The following is a 24175-nucleotide window of genomic DNA, read 5'->3' as shown; positions in this document are numbered from 1 at the left end:
CCAAGACCTACACGCCGACGCGTTCGCGTTCCGTGCTCGCGGGTGCCTCGCGCAGTCCCACGCGGTCGTGCACCCGGCGCAGCGGCCGCGGCGCCCACCACGCGCCCCGGCCGAGCAGGCGCATGCCGACCGGGACGAGGATGCCGCGGATCAGGGTGGCGTCGATCAGGATCGCCAGGCCGGTGCCGAGGCCGAACAGTTGGATGAAGCTGACCCCGCTGGTGCCGAAGGCGAACATGCTGACCGCGATCAGGGCCGCGGCGGTGGACACCAGCCGGCCGGTGCGGGACAGGCCGTAGGGCACCGCCTCGCTGGTGGGCACGCCCCGGTCGTGCGTCTCCTTGATCCGGCTGAGCACGAACACCTCGTAGTCGATCGACAGCCCGAACGCGATGCAGAACAGCAGCACCAGCATGTTGATGTTCAGCGGCAGCGGGGTGAAGCCCAGCGCCGAGGACAGCCAACCGTCCTGGAACACCAGCACCATCACGCCGAGCGTGGCGCCCAGCCCGATCACGTTGAACAGCATGGCCCGCAGCGGTTGCAACACGCTGCCGCTGAACAGGAACAGCAGTACGAACGTGGTGAGCACGATCAGCGCAACGGCCAGCGGGAGCCGGCTGCCGATCGAGTCCTTGCTGTCCACCAGAGCGGCGGCCGCCCCGCCCACCTTGACCGGCACCCCGGCCGGTCCCGGGACGCCGCGCACGGACTCGACCAGCGCCTGGGCCTCGTCGGAGACCGACTCGGACTCGGTCACCACGGACAACCGTTGCAGCCCGCCGCGCCCGGTCAGCTGTGCGTCGGCCGGGCCGGTGCCGGTGGACCGGCCGTCGGCGAACCCGCCCGCGCTGGACGACACCCGGGCCACCCCGGGCAGTGCGGAGAGCCGGCCCGCGTAGTCGCCGATCGCGGCCCGGTCCACCGGCCCGGTGGTGACCACCTGAATGGCCCGGCTCTCGTCGCCGTTGAACGCGGTGCGCAGGGTGTCGCCGACCACCCTGGTGTCGGCGGTGCTGGCCAGCACCCGGTCGTCCGGCACGCCGAACTCGACCCGCAGCAGCGGAACGGCGGCCAGCACCAGCAGGATCAGCACCGGCGCGGCGGCCAGCACCGGGCGACGCATGGCCCCGGAGGCGATCCGGCCCCAGAACGGCGACACGGCACTGGGGTCGCGCCGCCGGGCCCACGGCAGCCGTCCGGCGTTGACCCGCCGGCCGAGCACGGTCAGCAGCGCCGGAAGCACGAACAGCGCGGAGAGCGCGGCGATCGCGACCACGCCGATCCCGGCGTAGGCGAACGAGCGCAGGAAGTACAGCGGGAACAACAGCAGCACGGCCAGCGCGGCGGCCACCGTGGTGGCGCCGAAGACGATGGTCCGCCCCGCGGTGCGCACGGTGGTGATCACGGCCGCGTGGGTGTCCGCGCCGGCGGCGACCTCCTCGCGGAACCGGCTGACCATCAGCAGCGCGTAGTCGATCGCCAGGCCGAGACCGAGCGCGGTGGTCAGGTTGATCGCGTAGACCGAGATGTCGGTGAGCGAGCCGAACAACGACAGTTCGGCGAACGTGCCGATGATGGCGATTGCGCCGAGTACCAACGGAAGCAGCGCGGACACCAGGCTGCCGAACGCGAACACCAGCAGGATCAGGATCAGCGGCACGGCGATCGACTCGGCCAGCACCAGGTCGGCGCCGATCTGTTCGGTGGCGTCGTGCCCGATCGCGGCCGCGCCGCCGACGGTCACGCTCGCCGGGCCGTCCGCGCCGGCGTAGCGCTGCCGCAGATCGGTGATCACCTCGTCGGCGTCGTCGGCGAGATGGGCGAGCACGATGGCGTAGCGCCCGTCGGTGGAGCGCAACGGTGGTGCCGGGGTGCTGAAGTAGGAGGTGATCTCGGTGAGCCGGCCGTCACCGGCGAGCCGGTCGGTGAGGTCGGCGCCGGCCTGCCGCACCGCCGGGTCGTCCACGGTGCCGGTGTCCGCCTCGACCAGGAACACCAGGTTGGTCCGGCCGCCGAACTGGCTGTCGATCAACTCCTGGGCCTGCACGGAGTCGGCCCCGGGATCGGCGAAGCCCTGGGCTTTGAGCTTTCCGAACGCGGTGAACCCGTAGGCTCCCGCGCCGATCATGAGCAGCACGGTGAGGACCAGGACGGCCCGTGCGTGCCGGGTGACTAATCGACCGATGTGACCGAACATCGTGCTCCCCACTCACCATGTGTATGCCCGTAAACTTTACGGCGGTCAACTTGCCACGGATGTTTATAGTCGTCAACATTCTTCTCATGGAACTCTCAGGTCCTCCGAAGCGCGGCTATCACCACGGCGATCTCCGCAACGCTCTGGGCGACGCCGCGGCCCAGCTCGCTCGCGAGGGCGGACCTGAGTCGGTCACCGTCCGCGCGGCCGCCCGGCGTGCCGGCGTGACGCCGACCGCGGCGTACCGGCACTACGCCGGCCACGAGGAACTGCTGGCCGACGCGAAGCAGCAGTGCCTGGCGCAGTTGGGCGCCGCCATCGAGAAGACACTGCGCGCCCTGCCGCCGCTGGCCGACCCGCGGCACCAGGCCGCCCGCGACCTGGCCGTCGCCGGGCGGGCCTACATCGACTTCGCGCTCGCCGAGCCGGGCCTGTTCCGCACCGCGTTCTCCCAGGGCGGCGCGGTGCTGGGCAAGGAACACCTGGAGAACTCGCCGTTCGGCCAGCTGGTGGGCCTGCTGGACCGGCTGGTCGAGGTCGGCTACCTGCCGCCGGCCCGCCGTCCGTTCGCCGAGGTGGCCGCCTGGTCGGCCACGCACGGCCTGGCCATGCTGCTGCTGGACGGCCCGCTGCGCGACGTGCCGGCGGCCATGCAGGAGGAGGCGATCGCCAGGACCATCCTGGCCATGGGCCGGGGGCTGGCCGGCGAACGGCTGTCCGCGGACCTCGAAGAGGTCGTGCTGGCGGCCGCCGGCCGGGGCGATGGTTCAGAGGCTCCCGCTGGGTGACCCGGGAGACCAGGCCGCGTGGCCTGTCGGCCGGTCCGGTAGGTCAGAGGCTCCCGCTGGGTGACCGGGGAGACCGGGCCGCGTGGCCTGTCGGCCGGTCCGGTGGGTCAGAGGCTCCCGCTGGGTGACCCGGGAGACCAGGCTGCGTGGCCTGTCGGCCGGTCCGGTAGGTCAGAGGCTCCCGCTGACCGACCCGACTAGGTCGAGGTACCGGTCGACCCGGCCCGGCTCGGCCGTGATCAGGCCGACGTAGCCGTCCGGGCGGACCAGGGCGAACGTTCCGGCCGGCAGGTCGTAGGCGGTGTCGACGGCGTGCGCCCGAACGCCGGCCCGGGAGCCGGGAGGCTCGGCGCCCACCGCGAGCAGCGTCCAGTGCGGGCCGCGGAACAGGTCGAACAACCGCACCGGCTGCCCGCCCGCGTCCCGGCACCGCCCGTCCGGTGCGCGGTCGCCGGGCCGCAGCTCTCCGGTCCACTCCGGATCGGACAGCGAACCGCCCCGGTAGCCGATCCCGAGCTGGTTGGTCTCCGGGTCGCGGCGCACGGAGCGGGCGTGGTGCAGCCGCGTGCTCAGCCCGAGCACGTCGGCGGCCATCGGCAGGCGCTCCTCCTCGTAGCTGTCCAGCAGCGCCTCCGAGCCGGCCGCGAGCTTCCAGCCGAGGTTGTAGGCGTCCTGGATGCCGGTGTTGAGCCCCTGGCCGCCGGCCGGTGAGTGCACGTGCGCGGCGTCGCCGGCCAGAAACACCCGGCCGGCCCGGAACCGGTCGGCCATCCGGATGTTCGGCCGGTACAGCGACAGCCAGGTGGGTTCGTGCGGCCGGATGTCCGGATCGCCGGTCGCCTCCTCGATCAGCCGGCGCACGGTGGCCGCGGTCGGTTCCGGCGCCTCGTCGGGGGCGACGGTCGCCATGAACTGGAAGGAGCCGGTGCCGGGCAGCGGACACAGCGCGAGCCAGCGGCCCTCGTCGCCGGGCCGGCCCCAGGCGTGCCAGTGCTCGCGGTCCAACCCGTCCACCCGCACGTCGCCGACCACCATCCGCTCGGTCTCGTAGGTGTCCCCGGCGAACCCGATGCCCAGCTCCTTGCGCACGGTGCTGCGGCCGCCGTCCGCGCCGACCAGGTAGCCGGCCCGAACCCGCTCGGTGCGCCCGGCCGTCTCCAGCGTGGCCGTCACGCCCTGGTCGTCCTGGGTGCACCCGGTCAGCCGGACACCCAGCTCGACCCGGCCGCCCAGCTCGGCCAGCCGGGCACGCAGCAACTGCTCGGTGCGCGCCTGCGGGAGCATCAGCAGGTTGGGGTAGGGCCGCGCCGGGCTCGGCGCGGCGGGCTCGTGCGTCCGGCCCTCCCAGACCACGGCGCCGTCCGCGTAGCGGCGCAGCACCGGGTACTCCTCGGCCTCGGCCAGCACCGGCTCGATCAGGCCCAGGTCGTCGAACACTTCGAGGCTGCGCGGTTGCAGGCCCTTGCCGCGCGAGCCGGTGTGGAACTCCGGGGCCGCGTCGACGATCCGGACGGTGACGCCGCGCCGGAGCAGGTCGCAGGCCAGCACCAGCCCGGTCGGTCCGGCCCCCGCGATCAGCACCTGGGTGTTCACGAGATCTCCTTAACGTCGTTAAATTGAACGGCGTTAAGGTAACTTGAACGGTGTTAAGGTGTCAACCATGGCGTTGGACCGGCAGACCGTGGTGCGCACCGCGTTGCGCGTGCTCGACGAGGTCGGGCTCGAGGGCCTGACCCTGCGCCGGATCGCCGCCGAGCTGGACGTGCGGGCGCCGGCCCTGTACTGGCACTTCAAGAACAAGCAGGAGTTGCTCGACGCCATGGCGACCACGCTGCTGGTCGACGCCCTGGACAGGTTCGGCGTGCCGGACACGGGCGACTGGGTGGAGCTTGCCGAGGCCTACGGGCGCGGCCTGCGCGCGATGCTGCTGTCCCACCGGGACGGCGCGCGGATGTTCAGCGGCACCTTTCTGACCGACGACACCGCCTACGGCTCCATGGAACGGGCCATCCGCACGCTCACCGGCGCCGGGTTCTCCGCGCGCGACGCGGTGCGCGGCCTGAACACGATCTACTGCTTCACGATCGGCTTCACCATCGAGGAGCAGGCGGTCCATCCCCGGCCCGGGCAACGCGCCGAGCAGTACGACCTGGCCGCCCGCACGGAGCGGGTCGATCCCGCGCTACCGCACGTGCGGGACACCGGCGCGGAGGTGCTCGACAACTTCGACGACCGGTTCGAGCACGGGCTTCAGGTGATCATCAGCGGGTTGGGGTCGACTCTCGGGCGTGCAGATCCCTGACCGTCGGCGACGTCGGTACCCGCTCCGGGTCGGGGTAGGTGCGCAGGACCCGGTCCGCGGTGCCGGAACTGGTCACGGTGAACCAGTAGTGCTCGTTCTTGTAGTGGTGCAGCCGGTGGTTGCGCCACACCGCGCGATAGAGCCGGGTGCGCGGCCGGTAGTCGCTGTGGATCAGGTAATGCGTCCACTCGTAGCCCAGGCCCAGCAGGCCCACCACGACCAGGAAGGTCAGGCCGAGCCCGAGCCGGGGAAAGGCGAACACGCCGATGGCGACGTACCCGGCGACCACCCAGATCAGCGCCTGCCACGGGATGAACACCAGGGGCACGTCGCGGGGATCGGCGTGGTGCGCGCGGTGCTTGCGGGCCAGCAGCGGGTCCAGCCGCAGCCCGGCCACCCGGCGCGGCCGCCAGTGCAGGATGCAGACGTGCACGAGCCACTCGAAGAACGGGAAGGTGGCCACCATCAGCACCGGCAGCCAGGCGTCGGACAGCCGCCAGTCGCCGACCAGTACACGGGCGGTGAGCGCACAGGCGAGCAGGCTGCCGATGATCCACGGCGACGGGTGCCGCCAGAACGCCCGGACGGCGTCGGAAAGCGACACACTCCGCCGCCGCGACCCGGTGATCGCCGCCTCGTCGGCGCGCAGGCGTGCCTGAGCCTTGCTTTCGATCTCAGCCTTGGTCACGCTTCCTCCAGCGTTCGGATGGCGGACAGCAGCAGGTCGGTGGCCGGGCCGAGCAGGTCCTCGGCGGCCGACCGGGCGGACTCCGGGTCGCCGGAGCCGATCGCGGCGGTGAGGGCGCGGTAGGCGCTGACCCGATCGACCTCCGCGGCCATCACGGCGGCCAGCGCGTCCAGGGCGGGCTCGTAGGCGGCCCGCAGGCTGTTGAACATCAGCCGGAAGGCGATCGAGTCGGCGCCGTCCACCACGTGGTCCCAGAAGACGAGGGCGTGCCGTTGCCGGGCCACCGGGTCGGGGTCGGCCTCGATCGCGTCGGCGGCGGCGCGCAGCTCGGCGGCCAGGCGCCCGCCGGCCCGTTCGGCGGCCAGCGCCGCCACCTTCGGTCCGATGTGCAGCCGGGCCTCGAGGATGCTCCGGGCCACGGTGAGATCCAGCTCGCCGCCCCGCAGCAGCAGCCGGGGGAGCAGGTCGAGCCCGCCGTGCCGGCGGAAGTCGCGCACCGTGGTGGCGTCGCCCTGGCGTACCTCGACCAGTCCGGCCTGCGCCATCCGCTGCAGCGCCTCGCGCACCGCCGGCCGGGACACCCGCAGCACCTCGGCCAGCCGGCGCTCGCTGGGCAGCACAGCGCCGGGGGCGAGATCCCCCCCGACGACCTCGGCCACGATCTGCTCGAACACCTCGTCGGGCACCGACCGGCGGGCTACGGGCTGCAGGTCCATGCCCGTCATCCTGACCCGCGCACCGGTCAGAGGTCAAGTGGTCAGACCAGTGCTCCGGATCGATGGTCCGTTCACACATTTGTTCGGTGCGTTGTCGCGTCCACTCGCGATCAGGCGCGTTAGGGTGCGGGGGTGTCCGTCGCACGCGCCGAACGTCTGGTCAACCTGGTGCTGTGCCTGCTGTCCACCCGGTCCCACCTGACCGCCGAGCGGATTCGCGGCATCGTCCCCGGGTACGCCGACGCGCCCAGCGACGAAGCGTTCTTCCGGATGTTCGAACGGGACAAGACCGAGCTGCGGGAGCTGGGCATCCCGCTGGAGGTGGGGCGCAACTCGGCGTTCGACACCATCGACGGGTACCGCATCGCCCGGCGCGACTACGAGCTCGGCGACATCGACCTCGAACCCGACGAGGCGGCCGCGGTCGCCCTGGCCGTCCGGCTGTGGGACTCCCCGGAGCTGACCGGGGCCGCGCACGGCGCCCTGCTCAAGCTGCGCGCGGCCGGTGTCGAGGTGGACGAGGCGGCGCCCGCGGTCGTCGAGCCCAAGGTCCGGACCACCGAGCCGGCGTTCGGCCCGCTGCTGGCCGCCGTCCAGGCCGCCCAGGTGGTCCGGTTCGACTACCGCCGGCCGAGCCCGACCGAGCTGCGCACCCGCACCATCGAGCCGTGGGGCGTGGTGTCCTGGCGCGGCCGCTGGTACGTCGTCGGCCATGATCAGGACCGGGCCGCCCCGCGCTGCTTCCGGATGTCCCGGATCGCCGGCGAGGTCCGGCCGGTCGGCCGCCCCGGCGCGTTCCGCCGTCCGGAGCGGGTCAACCTGCTCGAGTTCGTCGCCAAGGGCAGCCGCGAGGACACCGCCCCGCCCACCACGACCGTGCAGCTGTGGCTGGCCCGCAACCGCGCCGCCGGGCTGCGCAGGCGGGCCACCCCGGTGGAGCCGCGCACCCTCGACGGCGTCTCGGGCGATGTCGTGGAGCTCAAGCTGTTCGACCCGGACTCCGCCGCCGGCTGGATCGCCGGGTTCGGCCCCGATGTCGTGGTGCTCGAACCCGAGGTGCTGCGCAAGGCGGTACGCGAGCGCCACCTCGCCGTGGTCGGCCGGGAGGAGGAATGACGTCGCAGGAACGGCTGCCTCGGCTGCTCGCCCTGGTGCCCTACCTGATCGCCCGGCCCGGTATCGCGATCGACGAGGCGGCCACCGAGCTCGGGGTGACCCCCAGACAGCTCCGCAAGGATCTCGAGCTGCTGTGGATGTGCGGCCTGCCCGGCTACGGGCCGGGCGACCTGATCGACCTGTCCATGGACGAGGACACCGTCACCGTCACCTACGACGCCGGCATGCGCCGGCCGCTGCGGCTGACCGGCGCCGAGGCGACCGCCCTGCTCGTCGCGCTGCGGGCCCTGCTGGACACCCCGGGCATGGTCGACGCCGACGCGGTTCGCCGGGCCGTGGCCAAGATCGAGTCGGCGGCCGGACAGGCCGAGCCGTCCGGGGTGGCGGTCGGCCTGGGCGTGCGCGAGGGCGTCTCCACCGCCAACACCCGGCGGGTCGCCCAGCAGGCCCTGCACACCGGGCGGGCCATGCGGATCACCTACTACACCGCGTCCCGGGACGAGATCACCGAGCGGACCATCGACCCGATGCGGTTGCTGATCGTGGACGGCCGCGGCTACCTGGAGGCCTGGTGCCGCCGGGCCGACGACGTGCGGCTGTTCCGGTTGGATCGGGTGGACCAGGTGACGGTGCTGGACGAACCGGCCGCCCCGCCGCCGTTCGCCGAGCAGACCGACCTCTCCGCCGGGCTGTACCGGCCGCACCCCGACCAGGACCTGGCCCAGCTCATCCTGGAGCCGGACGCCCGATGGATCTCCGAGTACTACCCGGTCGAGCACCTCGAGGAGCTCGAGGGCGGGCGGCTACGCATCCGGATGCGCTACGCCGACCCGGACTGGATGGTGCGGCTGCTGCTCGGGCACGGCGGTGACGTGACCGTCGAGTGGCCGGCCGGCCTCGCCGAGGCCTTGCGGGAGCGGGCGTTGCGGGCGTTGCGCCGGTCCGGACCTGACCGCCACCTGATCCCGGACCCGCTACCGTGAGCCTCGTGCCTGCCCTGCTCGCCGGCGCGCTGGCGGTCGCCGCCCTGGTGGTGCTGCTCGCCGTCCTGGCGCCGACCCGCCGGTCCGCCCGGCGGTTCCAGCGCACGACCAGCGTGGTCGTCCGCCAACTGGACAACCGCTCCGGCCTGCTGCGCGCACGTAGGGGGGCCTTGGGGGTAGCAATCCGGCAACGGCGGCGCGTACGAATAGAGGGGGACCCCGCCCGCGTACCATCGGGGGAGCCAGCACAGACAGGAGGACGGCCGTGAACTTGGGACCGTGGGAGATTCTGATCATCGCAGTGGTGATCGTGTTGTTGTTCGGCGCACGGAAGATGCCGGCGATGGCGCGTTCACTCGGCCAGTCGATGCGGATCCTCAAGGCCGAGACCAAGGGCATGCGCAACGACGAAGACGCGGATGCCAAGGACGAGCCGGCCGCCCGGCCGCAGGCCCAGCTGCCCCAGGCCCAGCCGCAGGTGCCCGTGGTCGCGCCGCCGATTGAGCAGACCCAGGCGAACAAGAACGTCAGCTGAGAGAAACGGGCGAGGCGGTGGCACGCGATCCGGAGACCCGGGCCAGCCGCCGCGAGCAGAGGCGGACCCGTAGTCGTCGGCACAACCCCGACGGCACCATGACGTTGCGGGACCATATCTACGAGCTCCGGCACCGGTTGGGCCTGGCCGTTCTCTTCATCCTGCTCGGCGGCGTACTGGGCTTTCTGTGGTTCGGTAACAAGATCGGCCCGATTCCGTCGCTCGGCGACCTGATGACCGGGCCGTACTGTGCACTGCCCGCACCCGAGGTGCGGTTCGAGCCGAACCCCGGCCAGTGCCAGCTGCTGCAGACGCAGCCGTTCGAGGCGTTCCTGATCCAGTTCAAGGTGGGTGTCGCCGCAGGCGCGGTGCTCACCGCGCCCTTGTGGCTGTATCAGGTCTGGGCGTTCATCACCCCCGGGCTCTACGCCCGGGAACGCAAGTTCGCGCTGACCTTCGTCGCCTTCGGCAGCGCGCTGTTCGCCTGCGGCGCGGCGCTGGCCTACTTCGTGGTGCCCAAGGGCCTCGAGGTGCTGGTCAACTTCGGTGGCGACAACTTCATCACGGCCCTGGCCGCGAACGACTACATCTCGTTCGTCCTGGTCATGCTGCTGATCTTCGGGGTCTGCTTCGAACTGCCGCTGCTGGTCGTGATGCTCAACCGGGTCGGCATCGTCTCCTACAACGCCCTCAAACGGCACCGCCGCGGCATCCTGTTCGGCTTGTTCGTCTTCGCCGCGTTCGCCACCCCCGGCACCGACCCGGTCTCCATGATCGCGCTCGCCGTGGCCCTGACCGTGCTGTTGGAGGTGGCGATCCAGGTCGCCCGGATCCACGACCGGCGCAAGGCGGCCCGCGAGGCCGCCGAGGGCTTCGGCGAATTGAGCGATGACGAGCCCAGTCCGATGAACTACAGTCCGGAGCCTGTCCAGCCGAGCCCGACGCCGGAGGCCCGAGCCGGCCTGGACGATGTGACCTGAGGTTGACCGGGTGACCTGAGGCTGACCGGCGGAGATCGAGTGGGCATACGAGCGGCACTGGCCGTGCACGGCGGCTCGGGGCACGGCGCCGGCGGGCGGCTCGCCACGGCGGTCGCCGACCGGCTGCGGGCGGCGGTCGACCGGCTCGATGTGGTCACCGCGGACACCGTCGAGGCGGCCCGGGCGCTGATGGACCAGGCCCGTGACCGCGGCCTGGACGCGCTGATCGTGCTCGGCGGCGACGGCTCGGCTCATCAGGCGGTTCAGTTCTGCGCCGGCACCGACATCGCGCTGGGCGTGGTCCCGGCCGGCACCGGCAACGACTTCGTCCGGGCGCTGGGCGGCCCGATGGGCACCCTGGCCGCGGCGGAGGCGTTGGTCGGCGCGCTGCGGGAGGGCCGGCGGCGGCGGTTGGACCTCGGTCGGATCGGCGAGGACCGCTGGTTCGCCACGGTGCTGTGCGCCGGGTTCGACTCCGCGGTGAACGAGCGGGCCAACCGGATGCGCTGGCCGCACGGCCCCCGGCGCTACGACCTGGCCACCATCGCGGAACTGGCGGCGCTGCGGCCCTACCCGCTGGTCGTGGAGACCACCGGGGAGCGCATCGAGCTCGACGCGACGATGGTCTCGGTCGGCAACACCCGGTTCTACGGCGGCGGCATCCCGATCTGCCCGGAGGCCAACCCGGCCGACGGGCTGTTCGACGTGACCGTGGTCGGCAAGGCTCGGCGGCGTGACCTGCTCCGGATGATGCCGAGGGTGCGGCGCGGCCGGCACATCGACCATCCGATGGTCACCACGCTGCGCGCCAAGCGGGTCCGGCTCGGCGAGGACAACGGCTGGGTCGCCTACGCCGACGGCGAGCGGATCGGACCGCTGCCGCTGGCGGTCGGCTGTGTCCCCGGCGCCCTGACGATCATCGGCTGACCGCACGACCGCGCTGAGGGAAGGGGAGTCCATGGCGCTCGAGGTGGGTGTCTCGTTACCGGTGTTCCTCGACCGCCACGCCTCGGCGCGCCCCGACATCGCCGGCGCGGCCCGGCATGCCGAGGACGCCGGCCTGGACGCCGCCTGGGCGGGCGATCACCTGACCACCGGCGCGCCGTTCGTGGACAGCACGGTGGCGCTGACCGCCGCGGCGACGGCGACCGAGCGGATCGCGCTCGGCTACGGCGTGATGCTGCTCGCCCTGCGCCATCCCGCGTGGGCCGCCAAGCAGATCGGCTCCCTGCAACTGATCTCCGGCAACCGGTTGCGGCTCGGGGTGGGCGTCGGCGGGCAGTGGCCGCAGGAGTGGGTCGCGGCCGGCGTCCCGACCACGGGCCGCGGCCGGCGCACCGACGCCATCCTGGACTACCTGCCCGGCCTGCTGGCCGGCGAGCCCACCCGGCTGGCCACCGAGCCGGAGCAGCCCGAGGTGACCCTGGCTCCGGGCGTGCCCGTGCCGCCGCTGTGGGTGGGCGGCATGTCGGAGGCCGCGCTGCGCCGGGCGGTGCGGATCGGCGCGCAGGGCTGGCTGGGCTCGTTCGTGCCGCCGAGCGTGGTGCCGGACGTCGCCGGGAAGCTCGACGCCCTGGCCGGCGAGGCCGGGACCACGGCGCCGGCCGTCGGGATGATCGTGTTCGGCCAGCTCACGGCCCCCGGCGCCACCCCCGGCGACGCCGCCGTCCGGTACCTCACCAAGACCTACGGCATGCCTCGGGACTACGCCGAGCAGGTCGCGGTGAGCGGGCCGCCCGAACAGCTTGCCGAACGCATGGCCGAGTACGCGGCGGCCGGGGTCAGCCACTTCGTGATCGCCGCCGTGCACGCCGACGTCCGCGGGCAGTACGACCTGGTCGCCACCGCGCGGGCCGCTCTTCTCGCTGGTTGAGGGCCTCGGCCGGACGCCGCGGCGCGAGATGTGGAAGCCTGTTGAGGTGGCCGCCAGCACTTCTTCATCTCCGGCCGAGGCCTATGCGGCGGCGCAGCGGCGCGCAGCAATGCCGCGGCTGGCCGAGTTCGCCAGGGACCTTTCCTTCGAGCTCGACCCGTTCCAGTCGCAGGCCTGCGCGGCGCTGGAGCAGGGGCACGGCGTGCTGGTGTGCGCACCGACCGGCGCCGGCAAGACCGTCGTCGGCGAGTTCGCCGTGCACCTCGCCCTCGCCGAGGGCCGCAAGTGCTTCTACACCACGCCGATCAAGGCGTTGTCCAACCAGAAGTACGCCGACCTGCTGGCCCGCTACGGGCCGGAAACCGTCGGGCTGCTGACCGGGGACACGTCGGTCAACGGCAACGCGCCGGTGGTGGTGATGACCACCGAGGTGCTGCGCAACATGATCTACGCCGGGTCGTCCACTTTGGACGGACTCGGGTATGTGGTGATGGACGAGGTGCACTACCTCGCCGACCGGTTCCGCGGCGCCGTGTGGGAGGAGGTGATCCTGCACCTGCCCCGGTGGGTCCGGCTGGTCAGCCTGTCGGCGACGGTCAGCAACGCCGAGGAGTTCGGCGAGTGGCTGGTCGAGGTGCGCGGCGACACCACCGTCGTGGTGGACGAGCACCGCCCGGTGCCGCTCTGGCAGCACATGCTGGTCGGCGGCCGGATGCTGGACCTGTTCGCCGGTGCGGACGCCGACGGCGAGGCGAAGATCAACCCCGAGCTGCTGCGCCGGGCCGACGACGTCGGCCGGCTGCAGGCGGGCTGGCAGGGCCCCCGGCAGCGGGGCCGCCGCCCACCACCGCGCGGGTCGCGGTTCCGCCCGCCGTCCCGGGTCGACGTGGTGCAGCGGCTGGACGGCGCCGGTCTGCTGCCGGCCATCGTGTTCGTGTTCAGCCGGGCCGGCTGCGACGCGGCCGTCGTCCAGTGCACCCGCTCCGGCCTGCGGCTCAACACCGACGTGGAGGTCGAGGAGATCCGCCGCATCGTGGACTCCCGGACCCGCGAACTGCCCGACGCCGACCTCGGTGTCCTGGGCTACTGGGAGTGGCGGGAGGCCCTGGAGCGCGGCTTCGCCAGCCACCACGCCGGGTTGCTGCCGGCGTTCAAGGAGACCGTCGAGGAGTTGTTCGTCCGGGGCCTGGTCAAGGTGGTCTTCGCGACCGAGACGCTGGCGCTGGGCATCAACATGCCGGCCCGGACCGTGGTGCTGGAACGCCTGGTCAAGTACAACGGCGAGGCGCACGTCGAGCTCACGCCGGGGGAGTACACCCAGCTGACCGGGCGGGCCGGCCGGCGAGGCATCGACGTGGAGGGCCACGCGGTCGTGGTCTGGCAGCCCGGGGTCGACCCGCGGCAGGTCGCGGGCCTCGCCTCGACCCGCACCTACCCGCTGCGCTCGTCGTTTCGCCCCGGCTACAACATGGCGGTCAACCTGGTCGACCGGGTCGGCGCCGAGGCGGCCCGGGAGCTGCTGGAGCAGTCCTTCGCGCAGTTCCAGGCCGACCGCTCGGTGGTGGGCCTGGCCCGGCGGATCGACCGCAACCACGAGGCGCTTTCCGGCTATGCCAAGCCGATGACCTGTCACCTCGGCGACTTCACCGAGTACGCCCGGCTGCGCCGGCAGATCAGCGACCGCGAGAAGGCGCTGTCCCGGCAGAACACCGTGGCCCGGCGGGCCGAGGCGGCGCGCTCCCTGGAGCGGCTGCGCAAGGGCGACGTGATCGCCATCCCGGCCGGCCGGCGCTCGGGCCTGGCCATCGTCGTGGACCCCGGGCTCGACCCGGTCGCCGACCCGCGTCCGCTGGTGGTCACCGAGGACCGCTGGGCCGGCCGGCTGTCGGTGGCCGACTTCCCGGCCCCGGTCGAGCCGCTGGGCCGGGTCAAGCTGCCCAAACAGGTCGACGTGCGCTCGCCGCGCTCGCGCCGGGACCTGGCCGCCACCCTGCACAACCCCGGCATCGAGCCGCCGGGCCGGGCGCGCCGCCGCTCGTCCGACGGCGAGGACGGCGAACTGGCGGCGCTGCGCCGGGCGCTGCGCGCGCATCCCTGTCACGGCTGCACCGAGCGGGAGGACCACGCCCGCTGGGCCGAGCGCTACCACCGGCTGGCCGCCGAGACCGAACAGTTGGAGACGCGGGTGGCGGCCACCACGCACTCGCTGGCCCGGCAGTTCGACCGGATCCGGGGGCTGCTGGCCGAACGCGGCTACCTCGCCGCCGGCCGCGACGGCGAGGTGACCGAGCACGGCCGGATGCTCGCCCGGCTCTACAGCGAGTCCGACCTGCTCGCCGCCGAATGCCTGCGGCAGGGCGTGTGGCGGGGCCTCGGTCCGGCCGAACTGGCCGCCGTGGTCTCCGCGCTGGTCTACGAGTCACGCCGGGACAGCCCCGGCGAGGCGCGGGTGCCCGGCGGGGCGGTCGCCGACGCCCTGGCCGTGACCGCCCGGCTGTGGGCCGAGTTGGAGGACGACGAGCGGCGGCACCGGTTGGAGCGGACCCGGGAGCCGGACGCCAACTTCGCGTGGACGGTGTACCGGTGGGCGCGGGGCGAGTCCCTGGAGAAGGTGATCGCCGCCGCCGAGTCGGCCGGCAGCGAGTTCTCCGCGGGAGACTTCGTGCGCTGGTGCCGCCAGGTCATCGACCTGCTCGACCAGATCCGGGACGTCCTCGGTCCGGACGAGCAGGTCGGCGCGGTGGCCGCCAAGGCCGTCCGGGCGATCCGGCGCGGTGTCGTCGCGCTGGGCACCGCCTGATGTCCAACGGGTTGGCAAAAGCTTTGGGGTCGGGTAGGGAAAACCTGGCCGGCTGTGGTTTGATCGCGCAGCGGGCGTACGCAGTGGGAGATGCCGCCCGTCCTTGCGACGTTGTATGCGGAGGAGAACGATGACCAGCCCTTACGGGCCTGCCGGTGGCAACGATCCGCAGCAACAGTGGGGGCAGCAGCCTGCGCCGTACGGCGGTCAGCAGCCTCACCCGGGCACCCCGTCCGGCGGATTCCCGGCCCAGGGCACGCCGTCCGGCGGCTACCCGTCCGGCGGTTACGGCCAGCAGCCCCAGCAACCTCAGCAGCCCTACGGCGGTTACGGCCAGCAGCCCTACGGCGGCTACGGGCAGCCCACCCAGCAGCAGCCGTACAACCCGTACGGGCAGCAGCCGGGCGGCTATCCCGGCGCCCCGCCCAAGCGCAAGAGCAACGCCTGGATCTGGATCCTGGTGGCCGTCGTGGTGCTGGCCGCCGGCGCGGTGGTCATCCTCGGCCTGGTCTATCCCGGCTTCTTCGTCAAGAAGGTCTTCGACGAGTCGGCGCTGGAAGGCGACAACGGCGTGCGCAAGGTGCTCACCGCGAGCTATGGCGTGCAGAACGACCAGATCCAGAGCATCGACTGCCCGGCGAACCAGGAAGTCAAGCAGGGCGTCAAGTTCAGCTGCACGGTCAAGCTCGGTGGGGACAACCCCAAGGAGCAGGTCGTGGACATCACGGTCCGCAACGACGACGGCGAGTACGAGGTCGGCACCCCGCGCGACAAGTAGAAACCGGTCGCCTTCGCCCCGAAGAGTCGGCATCATCGCCGGATGAGTGATTTCACGGTGCGGCCCGTCGAGGAGTCGGAGCTGCGCACCGCGAGCACCGTCTTCCTGGGGGCGCTGCACATGGCGCCGCTGTCCGACGAGAAGTGGCGGTACTGGTCCCGCTCCTACGAGCCCGGACGCACCCAGGGCGCCTTCTCCGACGGGCAGTTGATCGGCGCCGCGGTCACCTGGGGGTCGAGGCTGACCCTGCCCGGCGGCGGTGCGCTGCCGATGGCGGCGGTGACCGGGGTCGGCGTGCGGGCCGACCACACCCGCCGCGGTGTGCTGACCGAACTGATGACCGCCGCGCTCGCCGACGCCCATGAGCGCGGTGAGCCGTTGGCCGGACTGCATGCCACCGAAGCGCCGATCTACGGCCGCTTCGGTTACGGCATGGCCATCCGGGCCGGCAACCTCCGGATCAACCGCCGGGCCGCGACCCTGCGCGCCGACGTTCCCCGGCTGGGGCAGGTGCGCCTGGTGGACCCGGACGAGGCGCTGCGGCTGGTGCCGGCCATCTACGAGCGGGCGCTGCCGACCCGCCCGGGCCTGATGTCCCGCTCGGCGGGCTGGTGGGCGCTCGCCTATGAGAAGCGGCTCCGTGGCACCGAGGACAACCTGCTCGTCGCCGTGCACAGCGATCCGGACGGCGCGACCGGGTTCGTGACCTACTCCGTCAGCGAGGAGCGCTCGGAGTTCGCCGCGGGCAACTGTGCGACGTTGCGGATCCGGGACTTCCAGACCGCGACCGCGACCGCGGCCACCGGCCTGTGGCGGTATCTGCTCGGGGTGGACCTGGTCGACGAGATCTTCGCCTGGGCCCGGTCGATCGAGGAGCCGCTGCCGGCGATGCTCACCGATCCGCGCGCCGTGCGGACCACGTTCGAGGAGGGCCTGTGGCTGCGGCTGGTGGACGTGCCGCGCGCGCTGGCCGGGCGAACCTACGGCACCGCCGAACCGGTCGTGCTCGACGTGCGGGACCGGTTGCTGCCGGCCAACTCCGGCCGCTACCGGATCAGTCCACACGGGACGGAGCCGACCACCGAACCGCCCGGCCTGGTGCTGGACGTCGAGGCGCTGGCCATGCTCTACCTCGGCGCCTGGCCGGCCAGCACGCTGGCCACCGCCGGCCGGATCGAGGTGGCCGACCCGGACGCCGTCCCGCACGCCGACCGGCTGTTCGCCAGCCCCACCGCCGCCATGTGCTCGACGATGTTCTGACCGGCCGCTAACCGAGCGCGCTCAGCAGCCGGTCCACCGAGGTGCTCAGGTTCCACCGCTCCTGCAGGTCGCGCACCCGATCGGGGTCACGGGGCTTGGCCGGCACCCGGTCGGCCCCGCTCAGCTCGACCGGCGCGTCCACGGCGACCCGCACCACCAGCGGTGCGGCCGCGACGTAGCGCGCCTCGTCGGCCAGCGCGGTGCGCCAGCGCTGCGGCACCGGCGAGTCGTCCAGCGCGGCAGCCGCCACCAGGCCCTCCAGCGACCCGAACCGGGTGATCAGCTTGGCGGCGGTCTTCTCGCCGATGCCGGCCACGCCGGGCAGCCCGTCGGAGGGGTCGCCGCGCAGCGCCGCCATGTCCGCGTAGGCCGGGCCGGCGTTGTCGACCGGCAGCCCGTAGCGCGCGGCGACCTCGGCCGGGCCCAGGGTCTGCGCCTTGGCCCAACCGCCGCCCACGTAGACCACGCTGACCGGGGTGGGTTGCGCCCGCACGACCTGGAACAGGTCTCGATCGCCGGTGATCACCTCCACCGGGTCGGTGCGCTCCCGGGCGGCCAGCGCGCCGATCACGTCGTCGGCCTCGTACCCGCGCGCCAACGCGGTCGCCAGACCCACCGCGTCCAGCAGGTCCAGGATGATCGGGATCTGCGGGGTGAGCGTGTCCGGCACCTCCTCGATGTTCGCCTTCGGGTCGGCCACCCGGTGGGTCTTGTAGGAGGGCAGTGCCGCCACCCGGAAGGCCGGCCGCCAGTCCGCGTCCAGACAGGCCACCAGCCGCGCCGGCCGCCGTTCGGTCAACACCCGGGCGATCGCGTCGGCGAAGCCGCGCACCGCGTTCACCGGCGTCCCGTCCGGCGCGGTCATCGAGTCGGGTAGGGCGTAGTAGGCCCGGAAGTACAGGCTGGCCGAGTCCAGCAGGGCGAGGGGAGCGGTCACGATCCCGAAGCCTGCCACAACCGGCCCGGGACTAGGCTGTCCGCCATGTCCACCAAGGATTCCAGCGCCTTGCGGGCGCGCCTGGACCGGGCCCGGACGGCGGCCGGGGCGGCCGGTGTCGACGCGCTGCTGATCGCCCCCGGTTCGGATCTGTGGTACCTGCTCGGCGGTTCCGGCCACTCCTTCGAACGGCTCACCTGCCTGGTGCTGCCGGCCGGCGAGGGGCCTGCGGTGCTGGTGGTGCCCCGGCTGGAGGCGCCCGGTTACGACGCGATCCCGTTCGACGAACTGGGCGTCGAGCTGGCCACGTGGGTGGACGGTGAGGACCCGTACGCGCTGGTGGCCGGGCGGCTGGGCCGGCCGGCGCGGCTGGCGGTCGCCGACGTCATGCCGGCGCTGCACGTGCTCGGGCTGCGCGCCGCGGTGCCGTCGGCCGAGCAGACCCTGGCCGGGCCGGTGCTGCGGGAACTGCGGATGCGCAAGGACGACCTGGAGATCGAGGCGTTGCGCCGGGCCGGCGCGGCGATCGACCGGGTGCACGCCCGGATGGCGGAGTGGCTGCGCGCGGGCCGGACCGAGGCCGCGATCGCCGCGGACATCACCGCCGCGATCGTCGAGGAAGGCCACGTGCGGGCCGACTTCGTCATCGTCGGCTCCGGGCCGAACGGCGCCAGCCCGCACCACACGGTCTCCGAGCGGGTGGTCGAGTCCGGTGACGTCGTGGTGATCGACATCGGTGGTCCGGTGGCCGAGGGCTACAACTCCGACTCCACCCGGACCTACTCGATCGGCACGCCCCGGGACACCGACGTGGCGCAGACCTACGCGGTGCTGCAGGAGGCGCAGCGGGCCGCCGTCGACTCGGTGCGGCCGGGAGTGCGCGCCGAGGACGTGGACGCGGTGGCGCGGAAGGTCATTGCCGAGGCCGGGTTCGGGCCGAACTTCATCCACCGCACCGGTCACGGGATCGGGCTGGACGTGCACGAGGACCCCTACATCGTCAGCGGCAACCGGATCGCGGTCGAGCCGGGCATGGCGTTCAGCGTCGAACCCGGCATCTATCTGCCCGGCCGGTGGGGCGCCCGGATCGAGGACATCGTCGTGGTGACCCCCGACGGGGTCGAGTCGTTGAACAACCAACCGCACGAATTGGTTATGTTGCCTGGGTGACCGAGGAACTCGAGTCGATCGACCGCGCGATCGCCAAGGAACTGGCCGGGGACGGCCGGTGCAGCTTCACCGACCTGGCCGAGCGCGTCGGTCTCAGTGTTTCCGCCGTGCACCAGCGAGTCCGGCGGCTGGAGCACCGCGGGGTGATCCAGGGCTACCACGCCCGCCTCAGCGCCGAGTCGGTCGGCCTCCCGCTGACCGCGCTGATCTCCCTGACCCCGATCGACCCCGCGGTCCCCGACGACTACCCGCAACGCCTGGAACACATCGGCGAGATCGAGTCGTGCTACTCGGTGGCCGGCGCGGAGTCCTACGTGCTGCTCGTCCGGGTGGCCTCGCCCGCCGCCCTCGAGGACCTTCTGCGCCGCATCCGTGAGGCGGCCAAGGTCTCCACCCGCACCACGGTCGTCTTATCCACGCCGTTCGAAGGCCGCGCTCCCGCCCTTTAGCGGTCCGCCGAGACCTCGGAGATGTCGACCCCCAGCGTGGCGAACGGGTCCGCCGCGGTCTGCCGAACCCGCACCGACCGGTCGTCCGCCCGCTCCAACCACCCGGCGTCCACCGCCCGGGCGAGCAGTGCGGCCGGAACCGTGCCGGCCAGGTGCTCCCGCCGTTCCGTCCAATCCAGACAGTCCCGCAGCACCGGCCGCCCGTTGCCGGCCGGCGCCACCACGCCCAGCGAGTCCAACGCCCGCCGTCCCGTCGCGGTGACCACCAAACCGCTGCTGGTGTCCACCAGCCCGAGGCGCACCATCCCGTCCCGCAGCAGCACGCCCAACCGTCCGGCCAGGTGGTCGTAACAGGTTCGCGCCACCGCGAGCCGCCGGGCCCGCAGCGAGGCCCGCAGCGTCGTGGCCGGCCGCTGCCCGGCATGCTCCGACAACCGCTCGATCAACTCCGCCACCCGGGGATCGGTGATCCGCACATAGCGGTGCCGCCCCTGCCGCAATGACTCCACGAACCCGGCCGCCACCAACCGTCCCACGTGTTCGCTTCCCGTGGACGGCGCGACGCCGGCGACCCGGGCCAGCTCACCCACGGTCCAGGCCCGCCCGTCGATCAGCGCCAGACACATCGCGGCCCGCGCCGGCTCCGCCAACACCGCGGCCACCTCTGCCATGGCAACGTTCTCCATCCCCTCACGCTAGGCGACCCAACTGTCGGCCCCGGCCGACCTGTCGAACAAATTGCGTGGCGCGCATCTTTGCGTGTCACGCAATTAGTGCTAGCGTGGTGGCATGACAGGGCTGCGGGAGCGCAAGAAGGCCGAGACGCGGGCGGCGCTCGGCTGGGCCGCGATCCACCTCACCGCGGAGCGCGGCTACGACAACGTCCGGGTCGAGGACATCGCCGAGGCGGCCGGGGTCTCCCCCCGCACGTTCAACAACTACTTCTCCAGCAAGGCCGAGGCGATCGCCTCCCGCCACCTCGACCGCAGCCTGCGCACCGCCGCCGCGCTGCGCGAACGCCCCGCCGGCGAACCGCTCTGGGCGGCGCTCACCCGGGCCGCGCTTGAGCAGTTCACCCGCGGCCCGGAGGTCGAGGCGATGCCGTCCCCCGCCCACGCCCAGTGGGTGACCGGCGTGCGCGCCATGCTCGCCGAGCCCGCGCTGCAGGGCGAGCGGCTGCGTGCCGCCGCGGTCGCCGAGGCCGAGTTGGCCGCCGCCGTCGCCGAGCGCACCGGCACCGACCTCGCCACCGACATGTATCCGAGGCTCGTCGCGGCGGCCGCCAGCGCCGCCGTCGCCGTCGCCGTGCGGCACTATCTCGACAGCGCCGACCCGCCCGCCCCGATCGAGCGCCTGATCACCGACGCCTTCGGCCAGGTCGCCGCCGGGCTCCCGGAGCCGCCCGGCTAAGCCCCTGCATCTTCGTTCCACCCACAGCCGCGTCACGTCGCGCGGCGGGCCGGCCGCGTGCCGCGCCCGCCGTGGCGATGACGCACACCGGAAGGAATCACGATCATGATCGATGTCCTCATCGTCGGAGCCGGCCCCAACGGCCTCATGCTCGCCTGCGAGCTGGCTCTTGCCGGCGTCCACCCCGTCGTCCTCGAACGCCGCGCCGCGCCCGCGGGCGAGCCCCGCGCCAACGGCCTCGTCGGCCAGGTCGTCCGCCTGCTCGACCGGCGCGGCCTCTACGCGCGGCTCAGCGGCCAGAGCACGCCTCCCTCGCCCCAGCCGGCCTTCACCTTCGGCGCGTTCCCGCTGGATCTCACGATGCTCGACGAGAACCCGCACTACGTGCTCGGTGTGCCGCAAGCCCGGCTCGAGGCCGCCCTCGCCGCCCGGGCCGCCGCGCTCGGCGTCGACGTGCGCCGCGACCACGAGGTCGTCGACCTCCGCCAGGGCCCCGAGGCGGTCGAGGTCGGCCTCGCCGACGGCAGGCGGCTCACCTCCCGGTTCCTGGTCGGCGCCGACGGCGGCCGCAGCGCGGTGCGCCGCCTCGCCGGCATCGACTTTCCCGGCGTCACCAACGACCGGTCGATCTCCCGCACCGCCACCGTGACCGTCCCCGCGTCCTTCCTCGACCCCGGCACCGGCGGCCTGCGGGTCCCCGGCTATGGCGTCGTCCCGCCGTTCCAGCACACCCGCACCGCGCGCGGTCTCATCGTCTGGGCCCCGTTCCCCGGCCGCCCGGCGATGTTGAGCACGACCGAGTGGCCCGACGTGCCGACGAGCGACGAGACCCCGATGGACCTGGCGGAGCTCCGCACCAGCGTCGCCCGGGTGCTCGGCGCCGACATCCCCATCGGCGCGCCCGACGGCCCCGGCCTGCTGCGGCGGCTGACCGGCGGCAACACCCGCGTCGCCGCCCGCTATCGCGCCGGCCGGGTGCTGCTGGTCGGCGATGCCGCCCACGTGCACCCCGCGATCGGCGGCCCGGGCCTCAACCTGAGCCTGCAGGACGCCGTCAACCTCGGTTGGAAGCTTGCCGCCACGGTGCGCGGCTGGGCGCCGGAAGGCCTGCTCGACACCTACGAGACCGAGCGTCGCCCCGTCGCCGAACGGGTCGTCATGTCCACGCAGGCCCAGTCGGCGCTCATCGCCCCCGGCGAGGAGATCACCGCCCTGCGGGACCTGTTCGCCGAGTTGCTGCGCAAGCCGGAGGTGACCGGGCACATCGCGGGGCTGATGTCCGGCGCGGACGTCCGGTACCCCGCGGACCCCGCCGACCCGTTGGCCGGCCGCTGCGCCCCCGACGTGGTCGTGCACGGCGAGGACGGCCCGGTACGCCTCGCCGAGCTGACCCGCGCCGCGCGCCCGTTGCTGTTGGACTCCACCGGAACCTATGCCGAGGTCGCCGCGCCCTGGCGCGACCGGGTCGACGTGGTCACCGGCTCATTGCAGGGCACGACCGCGACCGCGTTGCTCGTCCGCCCCGACTGCTTCGTCGCCTGGTCCGCCGGGGACGCCGACACGCTGCGCGCCTCACTCACCTCCCACTTCGGGCCTGGGCACGACGCGGCCGACACCCTGTCGTCCTGAGCGACGAGGTGTCGGCCGCGCCGGAGATCCGTCTCAGAGTGGGCGGCGGATGGTGTCGGGGTTGAAGGAGTCGAGCGCGGGATAGGTGGGGGGCACGGAGAAGGTGGTGAGGGTGGACAGTCCGGCCCAGCGGCGGAGGGTGGCGGTGGCGGCGGCGGCATCGGCCGGGTTGAGCCGGGAGATGTTGGCGCCGTGGTTGGAACCGGGTGCGGTGTAGGTGTACGAGTCACGGCCGCTGGGGTGGAACTGTTCGCCGCCCCACGGGTCGTTGGCCCCGTAGATGAACAGCATCTGGCTGGACTCCCGGGTGACCCACCGGTCGATGTCGGTCATCGGCCACGGGTCGTGCTGGGACCGCAGTTCGGCCGGCAGGCTGGAGTTGGCCTCGTTGTAGAGACCCGGGTACCGGAACAGGTCGCGCACGTGCCTGAACTTCAGCTGGGGCCAGCCGAGCTGGGTGGCCGCCTGGTAGAAGTACGGCGAGTAGAACAGGATGTCCTGGTCGGTGTAGAAGGCCCAGCCAGCGGTGCCGTCGATGAACTCGAAGATCTCCTGGGTGCTGGCGGTGGTCGGCGGAACGATGCTGCAGAACGGTTGGCCGAGGAACTGCCAGAACGCCCACCGGCTGTCCAGCACGGCGAACTCGAACGCGGCGTCGGCCGTGCCGAAGACCTGGTTGAAGGTGCGGCCCTCGGACCGGGCGAACGCCTCGTACATGTTGACCAGGTCGGTGCGCCGCAGGAACGCCTCCCGCTGGATGTTGGCCAGCGCCGTGCGGCAGGCCGGGTCGGTGCCGACGACGTCGAAGAACCGGTCGTAGGCCTCGTCGGAGCGGTTCACCACGTCGTTGGGCGCCACGTAGGCGACCACGCCGGACAGGTCCCGGGGGTAGAACCGGCGGTGGTACACGGAGGTCATGCCGCCCTTGCTCGCCCCGGTACTGATCCAGTTGCCGGTGTAGATCGGCTTGAGCGCGTTGATCAGGCGGTGGTGGTCGGTCGCGGCCTGCCAGATGTTCAGCTTGGTCCAGTCGGCCGGGTCCGGCCGGGACGGGCTGAAGAACCGCTGCTCGGTGGAGATCTGGTTGGCCTCGAGCAGCCGCGCCGGTTCGGACTGGAAGACCCGCTCCGGCATGTCGTAGCCGGTGGTGTGCAGCACCATGGGCCGGTCGGTGGCGCGGTGCAGCAGGCTGAACCGCTGCTCGAAGGTCGCGCCCTGCGAGTTGAGGTGATCCGCGGGCTGCCGGTAGGTGAGGAAGAAGAAGCGCATCCCCGGCGCCGGCGGCGGCGCCTCGGACACGATCGTCAGCCCGGGGACGGCCCGCAGCCGGTCGGCGATGTCGACCTCGGCGGCGGCCGAGCCGGGAACGACTGTCAGCCCGATGACGCCCGCGACCAGCGCCAGGATCGCGGTGATGGCTCTCCGGATGGACACGCCACCCCTCCTTGCGTGTGGGGGTCGCTGGGTTGGCGACCGACCAGGCGCGAGTCTTGCCCATTGCGGACAGCCCTGGATAGACGCCGAAAGTTGGCAGCGTGTCGGCAATCGGGAGCGGGGGGTG

At 72.8% G+C, this 24175-nt stretch carries 23 protein-coding genes; 16 read left to right on the top strand and 7 right to left on the bottom strand.

Features of this window, described 5'->3' with window-relative positions:
- Positions 1 to 7: 7 nt before the first annotated feature.
- On the bottom strand, positions 8 to 2200 hold the full coding sequence (locus tag VFO68_RS14070) for an MMPL family transporter (protein ID WP_325158706.1): 2193 nt from the start codon (positions 2198 to 2200) through the stop codon (positions 8 to 10).
- A gap of 86 nt (positions 2201 to 2286) precedes the next feature.
- Between VFO68_RS14070 and VFO68_RS14065 the strand changes: the two genes are divergently transcribed.
- Positions 2287 to 2988, top strand: a complete 702-nt coding sequence (locus tag VFO68_RS14065) for a TetR/AcrR family transcriptional regulator (protein ID WP_325158705.1) — start codon at positions 2287 to 2289, stop codon at positions 2986 to 2988.
- Positions 2989 to 3159: 171 nt separating this feature from the next.
- Here the strand turns inward: VFO68_RS14065 and VFO68_RS14060 are convergent, their stop codons facing one another.
- Positions 3160 to 4581, bottom strand: coding sequence for an FAD-dependent oxidoreductase (locus VFO68_RS14060; RefSeq protein ID WP_325158704.1), 1422 nt, complete (start codon positions 4579 to 4581; stop codon positions 3160 to 3162).
- A 67-nt stretch (positions 4582 to 4648) separates the two neighbouring features.
- On the opposite strand from VFO68_RS14060, the gene VFO68_RS14055 reads away from it, so the two are divergent.
- The gene (locus VFO68_RS14055; RefSeq protein WP_325158703.1) at positions 4649 to 5290 is read left to right on the top strand and encodes a TetR/AcrR family transcriptional regulator C-terminal domain-containing protein; all 642 of its coding nucleotides are present in this window, start codon (positions 4649 to 4651) and stop codon (positions 5288 to 5290) included.
- Here VFO68_RS14055 and VFO68_RS14050 read toward each other — a convergent pair.
- Entirely contained in the window at positions 5250 to 5978 is a 729-nt protein-coding gene (locus VFO68_RS14050) for a sterol desaturase family protein (RefSeq protein WP_325158702.1), read from the bottom strand. The genes VFO68_RS14055 and VFO68_RS14050 overlap by 41 nt on opposite strands.
- Positions 5975 to 6694 carry a FadR/GntR family transcriptional regulator gene (locus tag VFO68_RS14045; protein WP_325158701.1) on the bottom strand — a complete coding sequence of 240 codons (720 nt, stop codon included), beginning with the start codon at positions 6692 to 6694 and terminating at the stop codon, positions 5975 to 5977. Before VFO68_RS14045 ends, VFO68_RS14050 begins: the two co-directional genes overlap by 4 nt.
- 132 nt (positions 6695 to 6826) lie before the next feature.
- Here VFO68_RS14045 and VFO68_RS14040 point away from each other — a divergent pair, with 132 nt between their 5' ends.
- The 10 genes from VFO68_RS14040 (at position 6827) to VFO68_RS13995 (ending at position 17019) form a co-directional block, all read left to right on the top strand.
- The gene (locus VFO68_RS14040; RefSeq protein WP_325158700.1) at positions 6827 to 7810 is read left to right on the top strand and encodes a helix-turn-helix transcriptional regulator; all 984 of its coding nucleotides are present in this window, start codon (positions 6827 to 6829) and stop codon (positions 7808 to 7810) included.
- A complete protein-coding gene (locus VFO68_RS14035; protein ID WP_325158699.1) occupies positions 7807 to 8793 on the top strand; it encodes a helix-turn-helix transcriptional regulator in 987 nt (328 codons plus the stop codon). The genes VFO68_RS14040 and VFO68_RS14035 overlap by 4 nt, the downstream gene beginning before the upstream one ends.
- Before the next feature lie 5 nt (positions 8794 to 8798).
- Positions 8799 to 9062: a bacteriophage holin gene (locus VFO68_RS14030; RefSeq protein ID WP_325158698.1), complete on the top strand. Its 264-nt coding sequence runs from the start codon at positions 8799 to 8801 to the stop codon at positions 9060 to 9062.
- Complete coding sequence (gene tatA / locus VFO68_RS14025; protein ID WP_325158697.1) at positions 9059 to 9328, top strand: Sec-independent protein translocase subunit TatA; 270 nt, start codon at positions 9059 to 9061, stop codon at positions 9326 to 9328. The genes VFO68_RS14030 and tatA overlap by 4 nt, the downstream gene beginning before the upstream one ends.
- A gap of 17 nt (positions 9329 to 9345) precedes the next feature.
- Complete coding sequence (gene tatC, locus VFO68_RS14020) at positions 9346 to 10308, top strand: twin-arginine translocase subunit TatC (protein ID WP_414635501.1); 963 nt, start codon at positions 9346 to 9348, stop codon at positions 10306 to 10308.
- Positions 10309 to 10347: 39 nt separating this feature from the next.
- Positions 10348 to 11235 (top strand): YegS/Rv2252/BmrU family lipid kinase, encoded by an 888-nt coding sequence (locus tag VFO68_RS14015; protein ID WP_325158696.1) that lies wholly within the window; start codon positions 10348 to 10350, stop codon positions 11233 to 11235.
- Between the two features lie 31 nt (positions 11236 to 11266).
- Entirely contained in the window at positions 11267 to 12181 is a 915-nt protein-coding gene (locus VFO68_RS14010) for an LLM class flavin-dependent oxidoreductase (RefSeq protein WP_325158695.1), read from the top strand.
- Positions 12182 to 12209: 28 nt separating this feature from the next.
- Positions 12210 to 14981 (top strand): DEAD/DEAH box helicase, encoded by a 2772-nt coding sequence (locus tag VFO68_RS14005; RefSeq protein WP_325158694.1) that lies wholly within the window; start codon positions 12210 to 12212, stop codon positions 14979 to 14981.
- 130 nt (positions 14982 to 15111) lie between these two features.
- Entirely contained in the window at positions 15112 to 15759 is a 648-nt protein-coding gene (locus tag VFO68_RS14000) for a DUF4333 domain-containing protein (RefSeq protein WP_325158693.1), read from the top strand.
- Between the two features lie 42 nt (positions 15760 to 15801).
- Entirely contained in the window at positions 15802 to 17019 is a 1218-nt protein-coding gene (locus VFO68_RS13995) for a GNAT family N-acetyltransferase (protein WP_325158692.1), read from the top strand.
- A 7-nt stretch (positions 17020 to 17026) separates the two neighbouring features.
- Here VFO68_RS13995 and VFO68_RS13990 read toward each other — a convergent pair whose 3' ends face one another.
- Entirely contained in the window at positions 17027 to 17956 is a 930-nt protein-coding gene (locus VFO68_RS13990) for a 5'-3' exonuclease (RefSeq protein WP_325158691.1), read from the bottom strand.
- Between the two features lie 45 nt (positions 17957 to 18001).
- Between VFO68_RS13990 and VFO68_RS13985 the strand changes: the two genes are divergently transcribed.
- Positions 18002 to 19126 carry a Xaa-Pro peptidase family protein gene (locus VFO68_RS13985; protein WP_325158690.1) on the top strand — a complete coding sequence of 375 codons (1125 nt, stop codon included), beginning with the start codon at positions 18002 to 18004 and terminating at the stop codon, positions 19124 to 19126.
- The gene (locus VFO68_RS13980; RefSeq protein ID WP_325158689.1) at positions 19123 to 19575 is read left to right on the top strand and encodes an Lrp/AsnC family transcriptional regulator; all 453 of its coding nucleotides are present in this window, start codon (positions 19123 to 19125) and stop codon (positions 19573 to 19575) included. Before VFO68_RS13985 ends, VFO68_RS13980 begins: the two co-directional genes overlap by 4 nt.
- On the opposite strand, the gene VFO68_RS13975 is transcribed toward VFO68_RS13980, so the two are convergent.
- On the bottom strand, positions 19572 to 20261 hold the full coding sequence (locus tag VFO68_RS13975) for a helix-turn-helix domain-containing protein (RefSeq protein WP_325158688.1): 690 nt from the start codon (positions 20259 to 20261) through the stop codon (positions 19572 to 19574). The two genes, VFO68_RS13980 and VFO68_RS13975, sit on opposite strands and share 4 nt — an antisense overlap.
- A 103-nt stretch (positions 20262 to 20364) precedes the next feature.
- Here VFO68_RS13975 and VFO68_RS13970 point away from each other — a divergent pair, with 103 nt between their 5' ends.
- Both VFO68_RS13970 and VFO68_RS13965 read left to right on the top strand, forming a co-directional pair.
- On the top strand, positions 20365 to 20985 hold the full coding sequence (locus VFO68_RS13970) for a helix-turn-helix domain-containing protein (protein WP_325158687.1): 621 nt from the start codon (positions 20365 to 20367) through the stop codon (positions 20983 to 20985).
- Positions 20986 to 21090: 105 nt separating this feature from the next.
- Entirely contained in the window at positions 21091 to 22614 is a 1524-nt protein-coding gene (locus VFO68_RS13965) for an FAD-dependent monooxygenase (RefSeq protein WP_325158686.1), read from the top strand.
- A gap of 33 nt (positions 22615 to 22647) precedes the next feature.
- On the opposite strand, the gene VFO68_RS13960 is transcribed toward VFO68_RS13965, so the two are convergent.
- Complete coding sequence (locus tag VFO68_RS13960) at positions 22648 to 24048, bottom strand: S28 family serine protease (protein WP_325158685.1); 1401 nt, start codon at positions 24046 to 24048, stop codon at positions 22648 to 22650.
- Positions 24049 to 24175 lie beyond the last annotated feature (127 nt).

Source organism: Actinophytocola sp. (assembly GCF_035712165.1).
GTDB lineage: Bacteria > Actinomycetota > Actinomycetes > Mycobacteriales > Pseudonocardiaceae > DASYTH01.
This window is presented reverse-complemented; position numbering and strand designations above follow the sequence as displayed.

Bases quoted from the DNA above. Each gene is read 5' to 3' on its own strand.
- VFO68_RS14070 (WP_325158706.1), bottom strand. From the start codon at position 2,200: ATGTTCGGTCACATCGGTCGATTAGTCACCCGGCACGCACGGGCCGTC.
- VFO68_RS14065 (WP_325158705.1), top strand. From the start codon at position 2,287: ATGGAACTCTCAGGTCCTCCGAAGCGCGGCTATCACCACGGCGATCTC.
- VFO68_RS14055 (WP_325158703.1), top strand. From the start codon at position 4,649: ATGGCGTTGGACCGGCAGACCGTGGTGCGCACCGCGTTGCGCGTGCTC.
- VFO68_RS14045 (WP_325158701.1), bottom strand. From the start codon at position 6,694: ATGGACCTGCAGCCCGTAGCCCGCCGGTCGGTGCCCGACGAGGTGTTC.
- VFO68_RS14035 (WP_325158699.1), top strand. From the start codon at position 7,807: ATGACGTCGCAGGAACGGCTGCCTCGGCTGCTCGCCCTGGTGCCCTAC.
- VFO68_RS14010 (WP_325158695.1), top strand. From the start codon at position 11,267: ATGGCGCTCGAGGTGGGTGTCTCGTTACCGGTGTTCCTCGACCGCCAC.
- VFO68_RS14005 (WP_325158694.1), top strand. From the start codon at position 12,210: ATGTGGAAGCCTGTTGAGGTGGCCGCCAGCACTTCTTCATCTCCGGCC.
- VFO68_RS14000 (WP_325158693.1), top strand. From the start codon at position 15,112: ATGACCAGCCCTTACGGGCCTGCCGGTGGCAACGATCCGCAGCAACAG.
- VFO68_RS13995 (WP_325158692.1), top strand. From the start codon at position 15,802: ATGAGTGATTTCACGGTGCGGCCCGTCGAGGAGTCGGAGCTGCGCACC.
- VFO68_RS13985 (WP_325158690.1), top strand. From the start codon at position 18,002: ATGTCCACCAAGGATTCCAGCGCCTTGCGGGCGCGCCTGGACCGGGCC.
- VFO68_RS13975 (WP_325158688.1), bottom strand. From the start codon at position 20,261: ATGGAGAACGTTGCCATGGCAGAGGTGGCCGCGGTGTTGGCGGAGCCG.
- VFO68_RS13970 (WP_325158687.1), top strand. From the start codon at position 20,365: ATGACAGGGCTGCGGGAGCGCAAGAAGGCCGAGACGCGGGCGGCGCTC.
- VFO68_RS13965 (WP_325158686.1), top strand. From the start codon at position 21,091: ATGATCGATGTCCTCATCGTCGGAGCCGGCCCCAACGGCCTCATGCTC.